The organism is Burkholderia sp. L27(2015), from assembly GCF_009765705.1.
Classification (GTDB): Bacteria; Pseudomonadota; Gammaproteobacteria; order Burkholderiales; family Burkholderiaceae; genus LMUX01.
Map to the genome: position 1 here is coordinate 17,787 of NZ_LMUX01000027.1, position 17,506 is coordinate 35,292.

Below are 17,506 nucleotides of genomic sequence, written 5' to 3' on the forward strand. Positions count from 1 at the left end.
GCAATTACAACCACAACTGCGCCGCGACTTGCACGATGCCCGCGACCAGCAGGATCGGGATGGGATTGAGCTTGGGGCGCCGATAAAAAAGCACTGCGGACAGCACGGCGATCAGCCACAGCGACAGCGTGCCGGATGCCGCGCGCAGCACCGTGAACGCGCTCGACAGAATCAGCCCGGTCGCAAGCGGCGCCAGCGCGCGCTGGACAATTTGATACCAAGGCTTGTCGCGATGGCGATGCCACGCTCGCGTGGCGATATAAGCCAATACGGACGAAGGCGCAAACAAGGCAATCGAGGCGATCAGCGCGCCGAGCCAGCCCGCCACATGCCAGCCGATCAACGTCGTCAGCAGTGCCCCGGGGCCTGGTGCTGCGCGCGAAAGCGCGAACAGATCGACGAATTGCGCCTGAGTGACCCAGTGCTGTATCTCTACGCTTTGGGTATGGATGTCAGCGACCACGCTCTGGCCGCCACCGATGGACAGCAGCGAGAGCGGCGCAAATACCGCAATCAAGCGCAAGTAGAGGTTGTCGCGCATCTCAGAGCCGCCTTCGCGCAAGCGCCAGCGAACAGCCGGCAAGCGCCATGACGACTGGCACAAGCGGCCAGTGCAGCAATCCGATCGCAACGAACACCGCGACGATCATCACGAGCGGCCAGTATCCCTCGGTCAGGGAATGCCGCGCGCCACGCAGGCCGACGGATGCCGTCAGCCCGATCGCCGAGGCTGCCAGGCCTTCGAGAAAGTTATGCAGCCATAGTATGTCGCTAAGGTGCGCAAAGGCGATGCCGAGCAGCACCGCGACGATCATCGGTGGCAACAGCAAAGCGAGCACCGCCGTCAGGCTGCCCAGGCCGCCGCGCAGCTTATGGCCGATGTAGATCGACAGATTGACGACATTGGAGCCCGGCAGAATCTGACTCATCGTCAGCGCACCGAGAAACTCATCCTCGTCCAGCCAGCCGCGTGCGTCGACGACTTCGCGGTAGAGCCACGCCGAGAGGCCGCCGCCGAAGCTGGTCAGGCCGATGCGGGCAAACAGCAGCGCGAGCTGCGCCAGAGTTACCGAGGTCGGCGGTGCAAGCCGCGGCGTCGGCGTCACCGCGGATCTTCAACCAGTCGTTCGGCCTCCAGATGCTTGGTTTCCTCGATGCGCGCTTCCGCTTCCTGGTACGCCTTGGACGGCTTGCGATTGGTCCACACGGATGCGATCACCGAGATCATCGAGCATACCAACAGGCCCGCTGCGATCGGGCTTTGCAGGAACACGCGCGGGTCGCTGTTGGACAGCGTCATCGCCTGGCGGAACGATTGCTCCAGCGTGTGGCCCAGGATCAAACCGAACAGCAACGGTGCCTTGGGGATATCGAGCTTGCGAAACGCATAACCGATCGCGCCGAAGCCCAGTGCCATATACAGGTCGAACACGTCGTTATTGAACGAGTACACGCCCGCTGTCGCAATGCCCAGCACCACGCACAGCAACACACCGGGGGGTACGTAGAGGATGCGCGAGAGCAAGCCCACCAGCGGCAGGTTCAACACCAGCAGCATGATATTGCCCACATACATGCTCGCAATCAACCCCCATACCAGGTCCGGCTGCGAGGTGAACAACATCGGCCCAGGCTGGATGCCGTACATGATGAACGCGCCCATGAGCACCGCGGTTGCGCCCGACCCCGGCACGCCCAGCGCCAGCAAGTGCACGAACGCACCGCAGCTGTCGGCGTTGGTTGCAGCCTCGGGGGCGGCTACGCCTTCAATCGCGCCATGACCGAATTCCTCGGGATGCTTGGAGATTTTCTTTTCCAGCACATACGAGAGCATGGCCGCCAATGTACCGCCCAAGCCCGGTGCCGCGCCGCACAGGAAGCCCACCACCGTGCCGCGTAAAGCGGCCGGGCGTGCGCGCTTCCACTCCGCGCGAGTGAACCACAATTTGCCCTTCACCTTCACCGTATGCAGCGTGCCACCCATCGTGCCTTCCACCATGCGGCTGACTTCGGAGATCGCGAACAAGCCGACCACCACCACCAGGAAGTTGACGCGATCCTGCAGTTCGACGAAGCCCATCGTAAAGCGCGGCACGCCGCTTTGCAGGTCGATGCCGATGGTCGCCAACGCCAGTCCAATCAAGGTGGCGATCATGCCTTTGGCCAGCGAGTTGCCGGTCAGCGCGCTCACGGTGGTCAGCGCGAACAGGATCAGCGCGAAGTATTCGGTCGGACCGAAATGCAGCGCCACTGCCGCGAGCGGCAACGCCACGAACGACAGTGCAGTTACGCCTATCATGCCGGCGATAAAGGAGCTCACTGCCGCAATCGCGAGCGTGGCGGCGGCGCGCCCTTTGCGCGCCAGTGGATATCCGTCGAGTACGGTCATCACCGCGGCTGCGTCGCCCGGGGTGTTCAGCAAGATCGCTGTTACGGCGCCGCCGTACATGCAACCGTAGTAAATGCCGGTGAGCATCATCAGCGCTGTGATCGGATCCATCCCGAAGGTAACGGGAATCAGCAACGCAATGCCGGCCGAGGGGCCGATGCCGGGCAGGTGGCTGATCATCGTGCCGATGAACACGCCGATCAGGGTGTACAGCAAATGGGTTGGCGTGCTCGCAATCGCCAGGCCATGCAAAATTCCGTGAAGACTATCCATCTTGGCGACTCCGTTAAAGCGAAAGAATGCCCGCCGGCAGCGGCACGTTCAGGAGACGCGAGAACACCAGGTCGACGATGAGTACGAAGCCGAGCGCGACCAGTATGTTGGTTCGGTAATGCCCGCGGTGGAAGTAGCTGAGCAAGCCGCCCAGGAACACCGCGGTTGAAACCAGATAGCCGACGGGCTCGAATGCCGTGTAGTAGAGCGCGGTCCAGACGACCATCGCGAGCAGGACCACGGTTTGGTGCCGGCCTTTGCGTATGTCGTCATGGGTGCGTGGCGCCGCTTCAGTAGGTGCGGGTGACGCCGCTTCAGTAGGTACGCGTGACGCCGCTTCCGCGCGCGCCTTGCGATAGGTTTCCACCAGCAACAGCGCGCCGGCGAATAGAAGGCCGCCGCCGATCAGCGCGGGAAAGGCACGCGGCCCGAGCGGGTCGCCGCTACGCATCACCGGCATGTGCAAGTCCGAGTACAGATAGACGAGCGCCCCCGCAATGACGCACAGGGCCAGCCAGACATCCGGCTTCTTGGTGTTCATGTCTCTTCCTCCATACATCGACGATACTGCATGCTACGTGTGCCGTTGTGCCACATCGTGCGCGCGCGGAGGCGATGGGTTTCGCCCGAGATGTTTCGCCACCGCGGCGCTCGTGCTGCAGCTCTTATTTTTCGGTCTTGTAGCGTCCTTCAAGTACCACTTCAGCAACCGTGCCGTCCGGCGAACGGAATTTCAATGCACCGGTGCCCGGGGGCGACAGGATTTCGCCGCCGAACGCGCGGATCTTTTCAGCAGCCACTTCCTGGTCGTCAACCGTCACGCCCCAGTGATGGATACGCGAACCCGGCCCGGCCAATTGTGCTTCATCGGCGTCTTCGCTGTCGTACTTCATCAGCGTGAAATCGATGTGTCCGTCGGTCATGTGGCGGGAGATGTGTTCCCGGGTCTGGGAGGTACGAATTTCCTTGAAACCGAACACCTCGGTGTAAAACTTGGTTGCCTGTTCAAGGTCCATGACTTTGATGGCAAGGTGGACTATGCGTGACATATCGATCTCCATGTGATGGTACTGCGGTAAAAAAATAGAACGCTTGCTAAAAAAATGCCTGCCTCTGCTGCTTATTTCAAATTCTTATTGCGAATACTTACTTCGCCAATCCCAACTCACCCAGCAACGGCGTGAGCCGGGTGTTCTCGTCGTTCAGGAACGCGGCGGCCTGCGCGCTGTTCTTGTAGTCGGCGGTCCATAGGCTACGTTTAAGCGCAGCGGCCCATTCGGGCGATGCCGTTGCCTTTTGCAGCGCGTTGTCCCACCACGCTATCGCAGCCGGCGTCATGTTTTTCGGTCCGACCAGCACGCGCCAGGTCGTGAAGTCGATATTGGCGCCTTGTTCCTTCCAGGTCGGCACGCCCGCAAGCGCTCCGGCTTCACGTGTGCCCGACGGCACCGCGATCATGCGCACCTTGCCGGCCTGGCTGGCGCCCAACGCGACACCCACCGGGGTGACCGCGACGTTGACGTGATTGCCCATCAGTGCAGTCATTGCCTCACCGCCCGAGTCGAAGAAGACGATCTTCAGCTTGCGCGTATCCTGGCCTGCGCTCTTCACCACCATCGAAGCCGCAATGTGGCTTTGTCCACCCGGCGAGCTCGAAACAGCGAGGCCGACGCTGCTTGGGTCCTTGCGCAATTGCGCGATCAGGTCCTGGCCGGTTTTGATCGGCGAACTCGTGGCTACCGAGAACACGATCGGCTCGGTGACGAGCACCGCGAGCGGCGTCACGTCGGCTATGCCCACTGTGCTCAAGCCCGTGATGCGATTGGTCACCAGCGGCAGCGCCTGGACCGAGACGTAGTCGCCGTCACCACGATGTGAGTTGATATAGGCGATGCCGACCGTGCCACCGCCGCCGGGACGATTCAGCACCGTCACCGGTTCGCTGGACAGTTTCTCTTGGGTCATCGCGGCCTGCAGCGTGCGTCCGACCAGATCGAGACCACCGCCGGGTGCACTGGGCACGACGATCTGGATCGGCCGCGTCGGTTGCCAGGTGTCCGCGGCCATCGCGGTCTGGCTTGCGGCAAGCGCTGCGCCAAACGCCAATACAGCGCCAGCGATGGCAGATAAGTGACTGAAGCGATTGAGCTTGATCCCCATGACACGTCTCCTTATTTTTGTGTGCATCAAAAGTTGAAGCCGTCGAAGGTGGTTTTTGCAAACAACGCCTCGAGCGCGACAGGCTCACGGATCAATCCGTCCGCCTGTGCATAGCGTAGCAGCGCTTCGAGTTCTGTGCGGTTCTCGGCAACACCATAGCGCCAGTAGTCGTCGCCCATCAACGCCCGCACGCGCTCGATTTCCGAGGTGATCCAGGGATGCGTGACGCGCAAGGTATCGACGATGGCGAGGTCGGCCATGGCCAGTGCCTTGGCTTTGACGAACGCCGCATAGACGTTCACCGGCAGCCACGGATGCGCATGCGCGAGCGAGCGGCGTATGCCGATCAAGTGCATGGGCGGAAATACGCCGCACTTCGCGTAATAGGCTTCTTCGGCGGCGCGGTAATCAGGGAACAAACGCGCTACGGTCGCTTGCCGGCCAAAACAGGAGGGCGCGCGCGGCGACACGATCGCATCGAGTTCGCCATCGGCCAGCATCGCGGCCAGCGTCTGGTCCGCGGGCGCCGCTTCTACGCGGATCTGCGGCGGTAATTCGAGCGGCATGCGTACCTGCCGACCGCGTTGTTCGAGGCCGCCGGTCACCCACACCGCATCGGCCGTGTTCACGCCATATTCTTCGGCCAGCATCCCGCGTACCCATACCCCTGCCGTCTGCTGGAAGTCTGGAACGCCGATGCGGCGCCCGCGCAGATCGGCCGGCGTATCGATACCGCGATCGGTACGGATATAAATGGCCGAATGCCGGAACGAGCGCGACACGAACGCCGGCACACCGATATAGCGGCTCTGACCGCGCGCAGTGGTGAGCAAGTGCGTGCTAAGCGACAGCTCCGAGATATCGAATTCTTCGTGGCGAAATGCGCGCTGGAACAGTTCTTCGGCCGGACCCGTTATGAGGTTCAGGCGGCAACCGTCTACCGTCACCCGGCCGTCGAAGAGGGCTCGCGTGCGATCGGTGTTCTGGCATGCAAGAGAGAGCTCGAGCATAGTTAGGCGTTCCTTAATACGAAGTCATTATTTCGGATGACGAAATAAAATAACGGGTAGCAAGCTTCGAGTGTGCGTGCATAGCATTCAATGCAAGGTGCAGGTTCCGGGCTAGCGTTGGGCCTGCTTATCTGTACAGTCGGTGTGGGGCGTTATATCTGGCTCCCTAAAGCGTCACGAGGCGTTTCCGCCCCACCGGTGCGCAGGCTGTCGAGCGCGAGCAGCATCCGGTCTTTCCCGTAGCTCACGTGGTCGAAACTGGCGGCGTAGCAGGCCTGTGCGTCCTTGGCCGTGAGCGCCGCAAGAATCTGGCGGTGCTCACGATTGGACTCCAGCAACGCGCCGCGTTGCACGAGCCCATGGGTGCGAAACAGATGAAACTCTCTCACCAGAGCACGATACGATTTGATCAACCGGCCGTTTTCGGTCGAGCGGACAATCAAATCATGAAATTCGACGTTCAACGGATAGAACTTCGCGAAGTCGCCGCTTTCAGCGGCCAGCTCCATCTCCGCGATGAGTGCTTCGAGTTGCGCAAGGGTAGTCGCGCCGACCACCGGGCACAGTAACGACGATGCGAGGGCGGTTAGCCCAGCGCGCAAATCGTAGACCTCGACGGCGTCATCCCTGGACAACTGGCTGATGAACACACCACGGTTGGGTACCAGATAGACCAGGCCCATTTCCGCCAACGCGCGGCACGCTTCGCGCACCGGACCGCGACTCACCATCAATTTGTCGGCGACGAGTTTTTCGTTCAATCGTTCGCCCGGCGCGAGTTCGCCCGCGAGGATCATGCCCTCGATTTCGCGTTGCACCACGCCGGTCAGCGTGTGGGCACGCAGTTCGGCAACGGTGACTCGGGATGTGTGTTCGGCTTCCATGGGCCCATATTTAACTGAATTATGGAAACTGTCAACAGTTTTTCGCATGCAATCGGCCTTCAAATATTACCGCGCGGTAAGTTGAAGTGGATGCCGCAAAGGAAGAAACAGAAGGAACCAGGTGCCGAAAGGGGGCGCCGCAAAGGAAGGGGAATAGTAGGAGAAGCCGGGCGCCGAAGGGGGCGAAAAGGGGGGGCACCACCGGCCATCGCGCACAGGCGATGGCCGGCGTCAAACTCAGACCAATACCTGCCGGCTGCGATCCTTCACCAGTAACAGCGCGCAGCAACTAATCACGGCCGCGGCCATCAGCCATAGTGCGACGGACAGCTTGTTGCCGGTGGAATTGATCAAGATAGAAACAATGGCCGGCGTGAAGCCGCCGAAGATCGCCACGGCCAAGCCGTACGTAATGGCGATGCCGGTCGAGCGGACCTGGGTCGGAAACAATTCGGCGATCAGCGCCGACGCCGGCCCCGTGTAGAACGCCATCAGCAAGGCCAAGCCGCACTGCAGGGCGATCAGCGTGCCGCCGGTCGGATGTTGCGTCAGATACAGGAACGCGGGGTAGGGATAGATCACCATGCAGATGGCGGCCACCATCATGACCGACTTGCGGCTGTAGCGATCGGCCAGCTTACCGGCCAACGGGCACAGCATCACAATGACGCCGACCACGAACAGCCCCAGATAGGCACTGGACTGCGGAATGCCCAAGGTCTTGAACGCGAAGGTCGGCATATAGAGCGTCACATAGGTGCTGACGGTCCAGGCGATGACCACGCCGATTCCGATCAGAACGCTGCGCCAGTATTGCGTCACGATCGTTTTGAACGGTGCGCCGTGTGCGGCTTGTTTGGCGTGCACCGAGAACAGCACCGGATCGGCCACGCTCTTGCGGATGTAGAAGCCGATGGGCGCAATGATGATGCCGAACACAAACGCGAGGCGCCATGCCCAGTTGTTCACCTGGTCAGCCGTAAATACCGAGGTAATGACGGTGGCCAGCAAGCCGCACAGCAGGAACGAGCCGCCCTGCGCGAGTTGCTGAAAGGCTGCGAAATAACCGCGCCGCGCCGGGGGAGAATATTCGACCAGCATCGCCAGCGCACCGCCGATTTCGCCGCCGGCCGACACGCCCTGGATCAACCGGGCTACCACCAGCACGATAGGCGCAGCAATGCCGATCGTGGCAAACGGCGGGCAAATCGCGATCAGCAAAGTGCCCAGCGCCATCATCAAGATGGTCAGTGTGAGCGCTGCGCGCCGACCGGCCTTGTCGGCATAGGCGCCGATCAGCGCCGCTCCGACTGGCCGGGCAAGAAAGCCGACGCCGAAGGTCACGAGCGTGGCGAGCAGCGATATGAATTGATCCTTGCCGGGGAAGAACGACAGCGAGATTTGCACGGCGAACGTCGAATAGACGATGAAGTCGTACCACTCGAGCATATTGCCGGCACAGGCGGCCACAATCGCACGCGTGCTGGAGGCGGGGATCGCGGCATCATCGGACAGTGCAGCAGAGGTCATGGGGAATTCTCCGTGTCGGGCTGTAGGCTAAGCCCGGTAAATTACACCTGGCCCGAGCGTTGCACAAATATCCAAAAAAATTGATGCGCGTTTACGCCTGTTTTACCGTTGTTTTGTCCTCGATGCGTCGCGGCCCACCCCGAAAGTCGGGGTGGGCCGCACGTTTTCTCATTCCAGCTGGCTTGAGTTCGACTCAGTTCAGCCGTTTTTGCTGACCATCGTCCTTGTACCAATCGACCGTGGTGCCGCTGGTATTAATCGTGACCGCGCGCGGCTCGCTGAATTGGTCGAACGATTCCATCCCGGTTTCACGGCCCACCCCGCTATTCTTGAAGCCGCCCCACGGCGATGCCGGATCGAGCCGATGGTGGTCGTTGACCCACACCATGCCGAATATCAGTTTCCCGGCAACACGGTGCGCGCGCGCCACGTCCAGCGTCCACACCGAGGCGGCCAGGCCGAACTGCGTGTCGTTGGCAATGCGCAAGGCATCGGCCTCGTCGTCGAACGGCATGATCACCGTGACCGGTCCGAATACTTCATCCTGACCCATCTCCGACTTGGGATCGACGTCATAAAACGCGGTCGGTTCGAGATAAAAGCCTGCGTCGAGGCCGGCCGGGGCCTTCCCGCCGGTCAGCAACTTGGCGCCATCGGCGAGGCCGCGCTCCAGCATCGCTAATATGCGCTGGCGCGAGCGAGCCGAAATCACTGGCCCGAGCTGGGTGCGCGGATCGGTTGGGTCGCCCACCCGGATCGCCGCGCTCTTGGCGCGGAATTTCTCCAGGAAGGCCGGATACATACTGCGCTGCACCAGAATGCGGGCACCGCACACGCAGGTTTGCCCGGCGCCGATGTAGGCCGCGAACGCTGCGCCGTTGACGGCGCGCTCCAGATCCATGTCGTCGAAGATGATCACGGCGCCTTTGCCGCCCAGCTCCAGCGTGGTCAAGGCGAAATTGCGCGCGGCGGCTTCGCCTATCGTGCGGCCCACATCGGTGCCGCCCGTGAACACCACCTTCTTGATCAGCGGATGCTGCGCGAGCGCTGCGCCCGCTTCACGGCCTTCGCCGTTCACCACACTGACCACGCCGTCCGGGACACCGGCTTCTTTCAGCAATTTAACCAATCGCACGGTGGTCAACGGTGTCTGTTCCGAAGCCTTGATGACCACGCTGTTGCCCGTAGCAAGCGCCGGCGCCAAGCTCTTGGACAAAATCATCAGCGGATGGTTGAACGAGGTCATGAGTGCGACCACGCCCAGCGGCACGCGCTGCGTGTAGCAGAGGTAGGGGCCTTCGATCGGAATCACGTCGCTGCGGCGCGTGAGCGCCAGCGCTGCGAAGTACCGGTAGAACTGCGGCAAGCGTGCAATTTGTGCGCGCGTTTCGGTGACCGGCCGGCCGTTGTTGAGCGTCTCGAGCTTGAAGAAATTCTCGATGTCCGCTTCGAACAAATCGGCGAAACGATTCAACACGCGCGCGCGCTGGTGGATCGATTGGTCGCGCCACACGCCTTGCTGGAATGCCTCGTAGCCGCTGCGCACCGCGCGGTCCACATCCGCCGCGTCAGCCGCCGCCAGCTTGCCGATCACGGCGCCGTTGGCCGGGTTGACGATGTCCATGGTCTTGCCGCTTTGCGCGTCGACGAACTGGCCGTCGATAAAAAGCTGGGCTGAAAGAAAGCCTGAATTGATTGCGTCCATCTTTACCTTAACTCCGGGTTTATTTAAGTGACGAAAGCGGCGCGTCGCCCGCGGCGTGCGCGCCCTGGACCGGTTGCTCACCGGCTTGAATTTCTTCGAGACCGCGGCCGGTCGGCTCCACACCCAGCCATGCCACGACCACGATCTGGACGATCAGCAGCCCGATCATCATGGCCAGTACGCCGATCACGCCGTATTGGGCAAACAGCGCCACGACGATGAACGGCGTGACGATCGTGGCGCCACGGCCCAGCGTGTTGCATATGCCCGAAGCGCGCAGCCGCGTTTCGGTCGGGAACAGCTCCGGTACATAGATGCCGAACAGCAGCGCCACCAGCACATAGATCGGAATAACCAGCAACAGGCCGACGATAGGCAGCAGGGTTTCACTCGACACGAAGGGATAGATCGCGCCGAACACGATGGCGAGCATCGATGCGCCGATGATGGTCGGCTTGCGTCCCCAGGAGTCGGCCGTGAACGCGCCGATCGCGGACCCGACCGGGGCGCCCAGCGACATGACCAGCGCGAACGTAAACGACTTCGCGATGCTGAAGCCCTGATGAACGAAGAAGGTCGGCAGCCAGGTGACGAATCCGTATAACAGCGTGTTGATCACGATCAAGGTCACGCACCCGACCACCATGCGCGGAAACATGGTGCGCGTGAACAGCGAAGCGAGCGCACGCGACTGCGGCACCTTGTTGAGAATCACGGGCTCGGTCAGTGTATGCGTGAGCGCCACCTCGGTTTCGATTTTCTGCATGATCGCTTCGGCTTCCTGGTCGCGCCCGACCGCTTCGAGCCAGCGCGGCGACTCGGGCAGCGACTTGCGCGCATACCATACGGCCAATGCGCCCAGGCCACCGAGCACGAACATCGAGCGCCAGCCGAAGCTTGGGATCAACACGAGACCGAGCAAGCCCGCCACCGGCAGGCCGGTTACGACGAACACGGCCATCAGGCCCTGCTGGCGGCCGCGGGCTTGCGGCGGAACGAACTCGGTCATGGTCGAATAGCCGACCACGTTTTCCGCGCCCAAGCCCAGGCCCATGAAGAAGCGGCAGATGATCAGGATCGTCATGCTCGGCGCGATCGCCGCACCGAGCGACGCCAGGCCGAAGATGACCAGGTTGGACTGGTAGGTAAAGCGGCGGCCGAACCGGTCGCCGAGAAATCCGGTAATCAGCGAGCCCAGCATCATGCCGACGAAGGTCAGGGAAACGAACAGCGCGTTTTGACCCAGTGTCGAGAAGCCGCTTTTGAGCGTCGCGCCGAGCACGGTCGAGGCGACATAGATATCGAAGCCGTCGAAGAACATGCCAATGCCGATTAGCCACATGATCCGCCGGTGAAAGGCGGAAATGGGAAGACGGTCAAGTCGTGCGCCTGCATTTACCTTCATATTGGTCTCCTTGATTCGGGCCGCCACTTAAGGTGCACCAAACTCAGTGCACCCAACCGCACCGCACATCAGTGCGCGCTGTGCGCACTGCGCGTTCGATGGCTGGGCCCGTATTGCCGTATGCGGCTTTTTATTCTGTTTGAGTCGATCCGTTTGTTCTGGCTGGCTATCTCACTCTAGCGGCTTTGCATCAGCCGCAAGGTGTTGACGGTGAGCATTTCGGTTGCCAAGCGGAAATTCTGTTCCAGCGAGTTTTCTTGCGCGAGTTGGAAGAACCGCTTGCAGTTGCGTGCACCGTCCACGTCGAGCTGCAACACGCGCGCGCTCAGCGCATCGGCGCGCGCGCCCAGCGCGTGCGGCGCGCAGACTTCCGAGATCAGGCCGAATTGCAGGGCCTGTTCAGGCGCGATCGCGTCACCGAACAACACTAGGGGAAAAGCGGCTTTCGGCAAGGCATAATCGCCGAGATACGCCATGATGGCCGCGGGTGGCAAGCCCTTGCGCATTTCCGGAAACGCCAGTTCGGCGCTGCTGGAGACCAGCGCGAAATCGCATAGAATCGCCAACCCGAAGCCGAAACCGTGCGCGTTGCCTTGGACTTCGGCGATGGTAATCAGCGGCGAGGCACGCAGCATGCGCTTGAATTCGATCAGGCGACTGACTTCTGCGTGAACCGAGGCGGCATCGCGGCCGGCGCGTTCGCGCCCGGTGCAGAACACCTCGCCTAGCGCGCGGATGCGCAGCACGCGGGCGGTCGGCGTCAATGCTTCCTGCCGCAGTACGGCCAGCATGGCGTCGAACATCGCACCGTTGATTTCGTTGCCGTGGGCGAGATTGTTGAGCGTGAAGCTCAGTATTTCGCCCTCGCGTTCGATCAGAACGGGGGACGGCTGGGACGTGTTGTGCATGAAATAGGCCTATGAGAGAATCGCTGTATACAGGGTATTCACAGAATACGAGGATGTCAATGAAAGACAATACGGAGTTACAAATCGAGCCGCCGGTGGCCGCGCCGGCGCGCGAGCCGCTCGATGGCGCGCCTTATCTGCCGCGTCTGCAATCGATCGCGGCGCGTTATCACGCGCAAATGCGGTTCGACGTGGCAGCGGCGGACTCGTTGAGCGACGGCGTCGTGGTGCCGACCTTGCGCGAAGCGATCGTCGAAGGGCTGCTGCCGCCCGGTAGCCGTCTCTCGGAGGTGCTGCTCGCCAAGCAGCTCAACGTCAGCCGCACACCCATGCGCGAGGCGTTTTCTTTGTTGGAACGCGAGGGGCTGGTGACCGTGGTGACGCGCGTTGGCGCTTTCGTGCGCGCGGTCAGCGCACGCGATGTCGACGAGATCTATACGGTGCGCGCCGCGCTGGAAAGCCTGGCGGTGACCCTGGCCGCGGGCAAACTGACGGCGCTGGGGCGTGCGCAACTCGATGAAGTGGTGCTGGCCATGGAGCAATGCGTGGAGGCGGACGACCCGGTCGCCTATGTCGAACAACTCGACCGCTTTTATATGATCGTGATGACGCTGGCCGACAATGTCACGCTGCAGCATACGCACGCGGGTTTGCTGGGCCCGGTGCGGCGCTTGCGCCGGATCGCGATGGCACGCGGTGGGCGCATGCGGGCATCGCTGGACCAGACGCTCAAGATCAAGGCGGCCATGTTGGTGGGCGATCCGCGGGCGGCCGATTTGATGCGCGAGCAACTCGCCGCAGCCTGCCAGGCCGCGAAGGATGTGCTGAACACCTTGTCGGTTTGAGCATGCCATTTACCCTGCCATGACGCGGCCGCCAGCCTGCCATCGCCCTGCCACTCACTTGCCATGACGACGTCTGCGAGGCGGCGGGCACGCCGTTCCCCTATACTTTGGGTTTACCGTAATTTCGTCTGGGGAGCTTTTACATGAACGCAGCTGGCACGCGTCGCGAATCGGATTCGATGGGCAGTATCGATGTCCCGGCGGATCACTATTGGGGCGCACAAACGCAGCGCTCGATCGAGAATTTTCCTATCGGCATAGCGCGCTTTCGCTGGCAACCGCCGGTCATTCGGGCGCTCGGTATCCTTAAACTGGCGGCGGCGCGTGCCAATGCGGAGCTTGGCGAATTGCCGGCCGAAGTGGCACAACTGATCGAGCGCGCTGCGCGTGAAGTCAGCGACGGCAAGCTCAACGACGAGTTTCCGCTGGTGGTGTTCCAGACCGGTTCTGGCACCCAGTCGAACATGAACGCCAACGAAGTGATCTCCAACCGGGCAATCGACCTGGCCGGCGGCACGATGGGTAGCAAGCAGCCGGTTCATCCCAACGATCACGTCAATCGCGGCCAGTCGTCCAACGACACGTTTCCGACCGCGATGCATATCGCCGTGGCCGAGCAACTGCATCAACGCCTGTTTCCCGCGGTGACTCGCCTGCGCGACACGCTGGCTGCCAAGGCGCAGGCTTATCAAGGCATCGTCAAGACGGGCCGCACGCACTTGCAGGACGCTACGCCAATCACGCTAGGGCAAGAAATCGGCGCTTGGGTCGCGCAACTCGAATTCGGTTTGGCCACGGTGAACCAGGCGCTGCCGGGCATTTACGATCTAGCGATCGGCGGCACGGCAGTTGGCACCGGCTTGAATTCGCACCCGGAATTCGGCGATCGCGCCGCGCATCAGATTGCCGAATTGACCGGTCATCCGTTTCGCGCCGCACCCAATAAATTCTTCGCGCTGGCCGCACACGACGCGCTGGTGAACGTGTCGGCCAGCCTGCGCACGCTCGCCGGCGGCCTGATGAAGCTGGCCAATGACGTGCGCTGGCTCGCGAGCGGCCCGCGCTGCGGGATCGGCGAATTGACCATTCCTGAGAACGAGCCGGGCTCGTCGATCATGCCGGGCAAGGTCAACCCGACGCAATGCGAAGCGCTCACCATGGTGTGCGTGCAGGTGTTCGGCAACGACGCGGCGGTCGCGTTCGCCGGCACGCAGGGCAATTTCCAGCTCAATGTCTATAAGCCGGTGATGGTCCATAACGTGCTGGAAAGCATCGAATTGATTGCCGATGCATGCGGGGCGTTCAACGATCATTGCGCTGTGGGCATCGAGCCCAACCTGCCGAAGATAGACGAGAATCTGGCGAAAAACCTGATGCTGGTAACGGCGTTGAACCGTCATATCGGCTATGACAAGGCCGCCAAGATCGCCAAGAAAGCGCATCACGAAGGCACCACGTTGCGCGAGGCGGCGCTTGAATTGGGCTATGTGCCGCCTGAGCGCTACGATGAATGGCTCTCGCCGATTTCCATGACCAAACCGAGCGTTTGAGTCGGTGTCATGTTTGAGCAGGCGCCTGTATAAGTAGGCGCCTGTCGTTTTAAGTAAGCGCCTGTCGTTTCCCTCGCGGGTTCTCATCGCTGAGGTTCTAGCCGCTAAGCTGCTGGCCCGTACATCGGCGCCTACCCTAGTCGCCCAGCGCCATTTCGGGTTTCCTGTGCAACACGATATGGCGCAGCTTGCGCACGATAAACACGGCGGCCAATCCGGCCACCGCCGTGATCAACAAACCGATGTGTATCGAGCCGACCAGGATGGCGCGGCAGGCTTCGAGCAGATCGGTCCCGGACAAACCGGTCGACGCCAGATCCGAGAGCAGCCGGGTTTGCGCGGCTGCGTCCACCAGAATCTGCGGATCGTCGAAGCGGGTGCCCCAGCGCTCGGCGAGCACCGGACCTGCCAGTTGCTTGAGCGTGGCCGAGACGCCGGCCGCATAGTTGTGGGTAACCAGGGTGCCGATCAGGCTCGTGCCCAACATCCCGCCGACCATCCGGGTCGATTGCATCAGCGCCGTCGTGATGCCGAACCGTTTCGGGCCGGCCAGATCCTGCACGAATATGTTCATGTTGTTGAGCACAAAGCCGAGACCGGTACCGCCCGCGATCATCGATATCTCGATCAGCCAATGGCCCGTATAGCGGAAGGTGGCTGCGGTACCCAGGCAAGCGCACAGCATCAGCGTGAAGCCGATGGTCAGAATCAGCGTGGGCTGTTTGAGGCGCGTGACGATTTGCGTATTGATGATGCTGCCCACCGCAATGAAAGCGGCCAGCGGCGTGGCTAACAAGCCGGCCAGTTGCGGCGACACATCGAAACCACCTTGCAACAGCAACGGCGCGAAAAAGATCAACGAAAACATGACGAAGCCCGACAACACGGACAGCGCGAATAGCCGCACGATATCGGGGTGGTGAAATAGGTCGAGCGGCAGGATAGGATGCGAGGCGCGCCGTTCGCACCACAGCAACGCGCCCACACTGAGCAGTATCAATACCAGTAGACGCAGGTTTGCGCCCGACAATCCCGTCTCCGGCAGCCCCTCGACCAGCATTTGCAAGCTGCCTAGACCCACCGCGATACTGGCCGCGCCGCCGATGTCCAGGCTGATACGGCCGCTGCTTGTCGCTTTAAAAGCGGGCAGATAACGGGTAATGAAATACAAACTCGCCACGCCTACCGGCAGGTTGATAAAGAAGGTCGAGCGCCAGCCGTAGTGTTGGCTCAGGAACCCGCCCAAAGAGGGACCTGCCGCCGTACCTATGCCGTAGGCTGCTGCCATCACCACTTGCCAGCGCACTCGAGCGCGCGGGTCGGGGAATAAATCCGGGATGGACGCGAACGCGGTGCCGACCATCATGCCGCCGCCAAAGCCCTGCAGCGCACGTGCGCCGACCAGGAAGCGCATGTTGTTGGCCATTCCGCATAGCACCGAGGCCAGCACGAAGATCACCACTGCCGCGACGATAAACGGTTTGCGTCCGAAATAGTCGCCGAGTCGGCCGAAGATCGGCACGGTCACGACGGACGCCAGCAAATAGGACGTGGCGACCCAGGCGTAGTATTCGAACCCTTTCAATTCAGAGACGATCGACGGCAGCGCCGTACTGACGACGGTCTGGTCGAGGGCGACCAGCATATTGACCAGAGCGATGCCAAGAATCGCCAATAAAGCTTCGCGAAATGGCAGTGCGGGATGGGGGGCGGGCGCTACGGCTTCTGACATGGAGGATGTTTCAAGCCGGAAAAACCTCGCTCGCCGGCTTATCGTCTGCATATTGTTTGATAAGGCAACTATTGTAACCGGTTTAGGGCGGGGCATGACGACCTAGATGGCGGTCCAGCATGTGGCTTAAGAGCGCACGTAGGACGAATTCGGATTACCATGGTGCGACGCAGCAAGACTATTTGTTTTGCGTTAAAGTGCTGGTTCGCCATAGTGGACCCATGCTGTGAACTGCTTTCAATGCAGATCGCAGATGAAGGAGGATATATGCCGCAAGATCGTCTAATTGCCACTCTGGCGTTCTCGGATGGGACACCGAGTGTCGAGCTACCTATTATTCGGGGCTCGATGGGTCCGGATGTCATTGACGTGCGCAAGTTGCACGGTCAAACCGGTCGTTTTACCTACGATCCAGGCTTTATGTCGACGGCGGCGTGCAATTCCGCCATCACCTACATCGACGGCGACAAGGGTGAGCTGCTGTACCGCGGCTATCCGATCGAAGAACTGGCGCGCAGCGCCGATTTCCTCGAAACCTGTTATCTGCTGCTCAATGGCGAGCTGCCGGACGCGGCGCAGAAGGCCGAATTCATCGAGCTGGTCACGCATCACACGATGGTTCATGAGCAACTCCAGACTTTTTTCCGGGGTTTCCGGCGCGACGCTCATCCGATGGCTGTGCTGACCGCTTGCGTGGGCGCGCTCTCGGCGTTCTATCACGATTCGCTCAATATCAACGACCCGCGCCACCGCGAAATCTCCGCCATCCGGATGATTGCAAAGCTGCCCACGCTGGTGGCGATGACCTATCGTTACGTCAATAGCTTGCCGTTTATCTATCCGCGCAACGAGTTGTCGTATAGCGCCAACTTCATGCGCATGATGTTCGGCGAACCCGATTCGACGTACGTGCCCAACGACGTGCTGGTGCGTGCGCTGGACCGTATCCTGATCTTGCATGCCGACCACGAGCAAAATGCCTCGACCTCGACCGTGCGTCTGGCCGGTTCCTCGGGCGCCAACCCGTTTGCGTGTATCGCGGCCGGTATCGCTTGCTTGTGGGGCCCGGCACACGGCGGCGCCAACGAAGCGGCGCTGAACATGCTTGAAGAAAT

Annotated in this window: 16 protein-coding genes; 3 read left to right on the forward strand and 13 right to left on the reverse strand. The window is 61.4% G+C overall.

All coding sequences use genetic code 11. The annotated features are described in order from the left end of the window. Positions 1–4: 4 nt before the first annotated feature. The 12 genes from GSQ77_RS27815 to GSQ77_RS27870 form a co-directional block, all read right to left on the reverse strand. Positions 5–541 carry a chromate transporter gene (locus GSQ77_RS27815; RefSeq protein ID WP_158907191.1) on the reverse strand — a complete coding sequence of 179 codons (537 nt, stop codon included), beginning with the start codon at positions 539–541 and terminating at the stop codon, positions 5–7. Position 542: 1 nt separating this feature from the next. Next, entirely contained in the window at positions 543–1,106 is a 564-nt protein-coding gene (locus GSQ77_RS27820; RefSeq protein WP_158907193.1) for a chromate transporter, read from the reverse strand. Then, positions 1,103–2,662, reverse strand: coding sequence for a tripartite tricarboxylate transporter permease (locus GSQ77_RS27825; RefSeq protein ID WP_158907195.1), 1,560 nt, complete (start codon positions 2,660–2,662; stop codon positions 1,103–1,105). The genes GSQ77_RS27820 and GSQ77_RS27825 overlap by 4 nt, the downstream gene beginning before the upstream one ends. Positions 2,663–2,675: 13 nt before the next feature. Further along, the gene (locus GSQ77_RS27830; protein WP_158907197.1) at positions 2,676–3,203 is read right to left on the reverse strand and encodes a tripartite tricarboxylate transporter TctB family protein; all 528 of its coding nucleotides are present in this window, start codon (positions 3,201–3,203) and stop codon (positions 2,676–2,678) included. Between the two features lie 124 nt (positions 3,204–3,327). Further along, a complete protein-coding gene (locus GSQ77_RS27835; RefSeq protein ID WP_158907199.1) occupies positions 3,328–3,711 on the reverse strand; it encodes a VOC family protein in 384 nt (127 codons plus the stop codon). A gap of 97 nt (positions 3,712–3,808) precedes the next feature. Then, complete coding sequence (locus GSQ77_RS27840; protein WP_158907201.1) at positions 3,809–4,822, reverse strand: tripartite tricarboxylate transporter substrate binding protein; 1,014 nt, start codon at positions 4,820–4,822, stop codon at positions 3,809–3,811. Between the two features lie 26 nt (positions 4,823–4,848). Further along, positions 4,849–5,832 (reverse strand): ABC transporter substrate-binding protein, encoded by a 984-nt coding sequence (locus tag GSQ77_RS27845; protein WP_158907203.1) that lies wholly within the window; start codon positions 5,830–5,832, stop codon positions 4,849–4,851. Between the two features lie 152 nt (positions 5,833–5,984). Next, positions 5,985–6,716: an FCD domain-containing protein gene (locus GSQ77_RS27850; protein ID WP_158907205.1), complete on the reverse strand. Its 732-nt coding sequence runs from the start codon at positions 6,714–6,716 to the stop codon at positions 5,985–5,987. A gap of 237 nt (positions 6,717–6,953) precedes the next feature. Beyond that, the gene (locus GSQ77_RS27855; protein WP_158907207.1) at positions 6,954–8,246 is read right to left on the reverse strand and encodes an MFS transporter; all 1,293 of its coding nucleotides are present in this window, start codon (positions 8,244–8,246) and stop codon (positions 6,954–6,956) included. Positions 8,247–8,439: 193 nt separating this feature from the next. Further along, positions 8,440–9,951 (reverse strand): aldehyde dehydrogenase, encoded by a 1,512-nt coding sequence (locus GSQ77_RS27860; protein WP_158907209.1) that lies wholly within the window; start codon positions 9,949–9,951, stop codon positions 8,440–8,442. A gap of 19 nt (positions 9,952–9,970) precedes the next feature. Beyond that, positions 9,971–11,356 (reverse strand): MFS transporter, encoded by a 1,386-nt coding sequence (locus GSQ77_RS27865; RefSeq protein WP_158907211.1) that lies wholly within the window; start codon positions 11,354–11,356, stop codon positions 9,971–9,973. 176 nt (positions 11,357–11,532) lie between these two features. Further along, entirely contained in the window at positions 11,533–12,264 is a 732-nt protein-coding gene (locus GSQ77_RS27870; RefSeq protein WP_158907213.1) for an enoyl-CoA hydratase/isomerase family protein, read from the reverse strand. 59 nt (positions 12,265–12,323) lie between these two features. Here GSQ77_RS27870 and GSQ77_RS27875 point away from each other — a divergent pair, with 59 nt between their 5' ends. Continuing rightward, on the forward strand, positions 12,324–13,109 hold the full coding sequence (locus GSQ77_RS27875) for a GntR family transcriptional regulator (protein WP_158907215.1): 786 nt from the start codon (positions 12,324–12,326) through the stop codon (positions 13,107–13,109). Between the two features lie 143 nt (positions 13,110–13,252). Beyond that, complete coding sequence (gene fumC / locus GSQ77_RS27880; protein WP_158907217.1) at positions 13,253–14,659, forward strand: class II fumarate hydratase; 1,407 nt, start codon at positions 13,253–13,255, stop codon at positions 14,657–14,659. A 136-nt stretch (positions 14,660–14,795) separates the two neighbouring features. On the opposite strand, the gene GSQ77_RS27885 is transcribed toward fumC, so the two are convergent. After that, positions 14,796–16,328: an MFS transporter gene (locus tag GSQ77_RS27885; protein ID WP_158907545.1), complete on the reverse strand. Its 1,533-nt coding sequence runs from the start codon at positions 16,326–16,328 to the stop codon at positions 14,796–14,798. A gap of 330 nt (positions 16,329–16,658) precedes the next feature. Here GSQ77_RS27885 and GSQ77_RS27890 point away from each other — a divergent pair. Beyond that, positions 16,659–17,506, forward strand: an 848-nt coding sequence (locus GSQ77_RS27890; RefSeq protein WP_301951187.1) for a citrate/2-methylcitrate synthase, incomplete at its 3' end; no start/stop codon positions are given.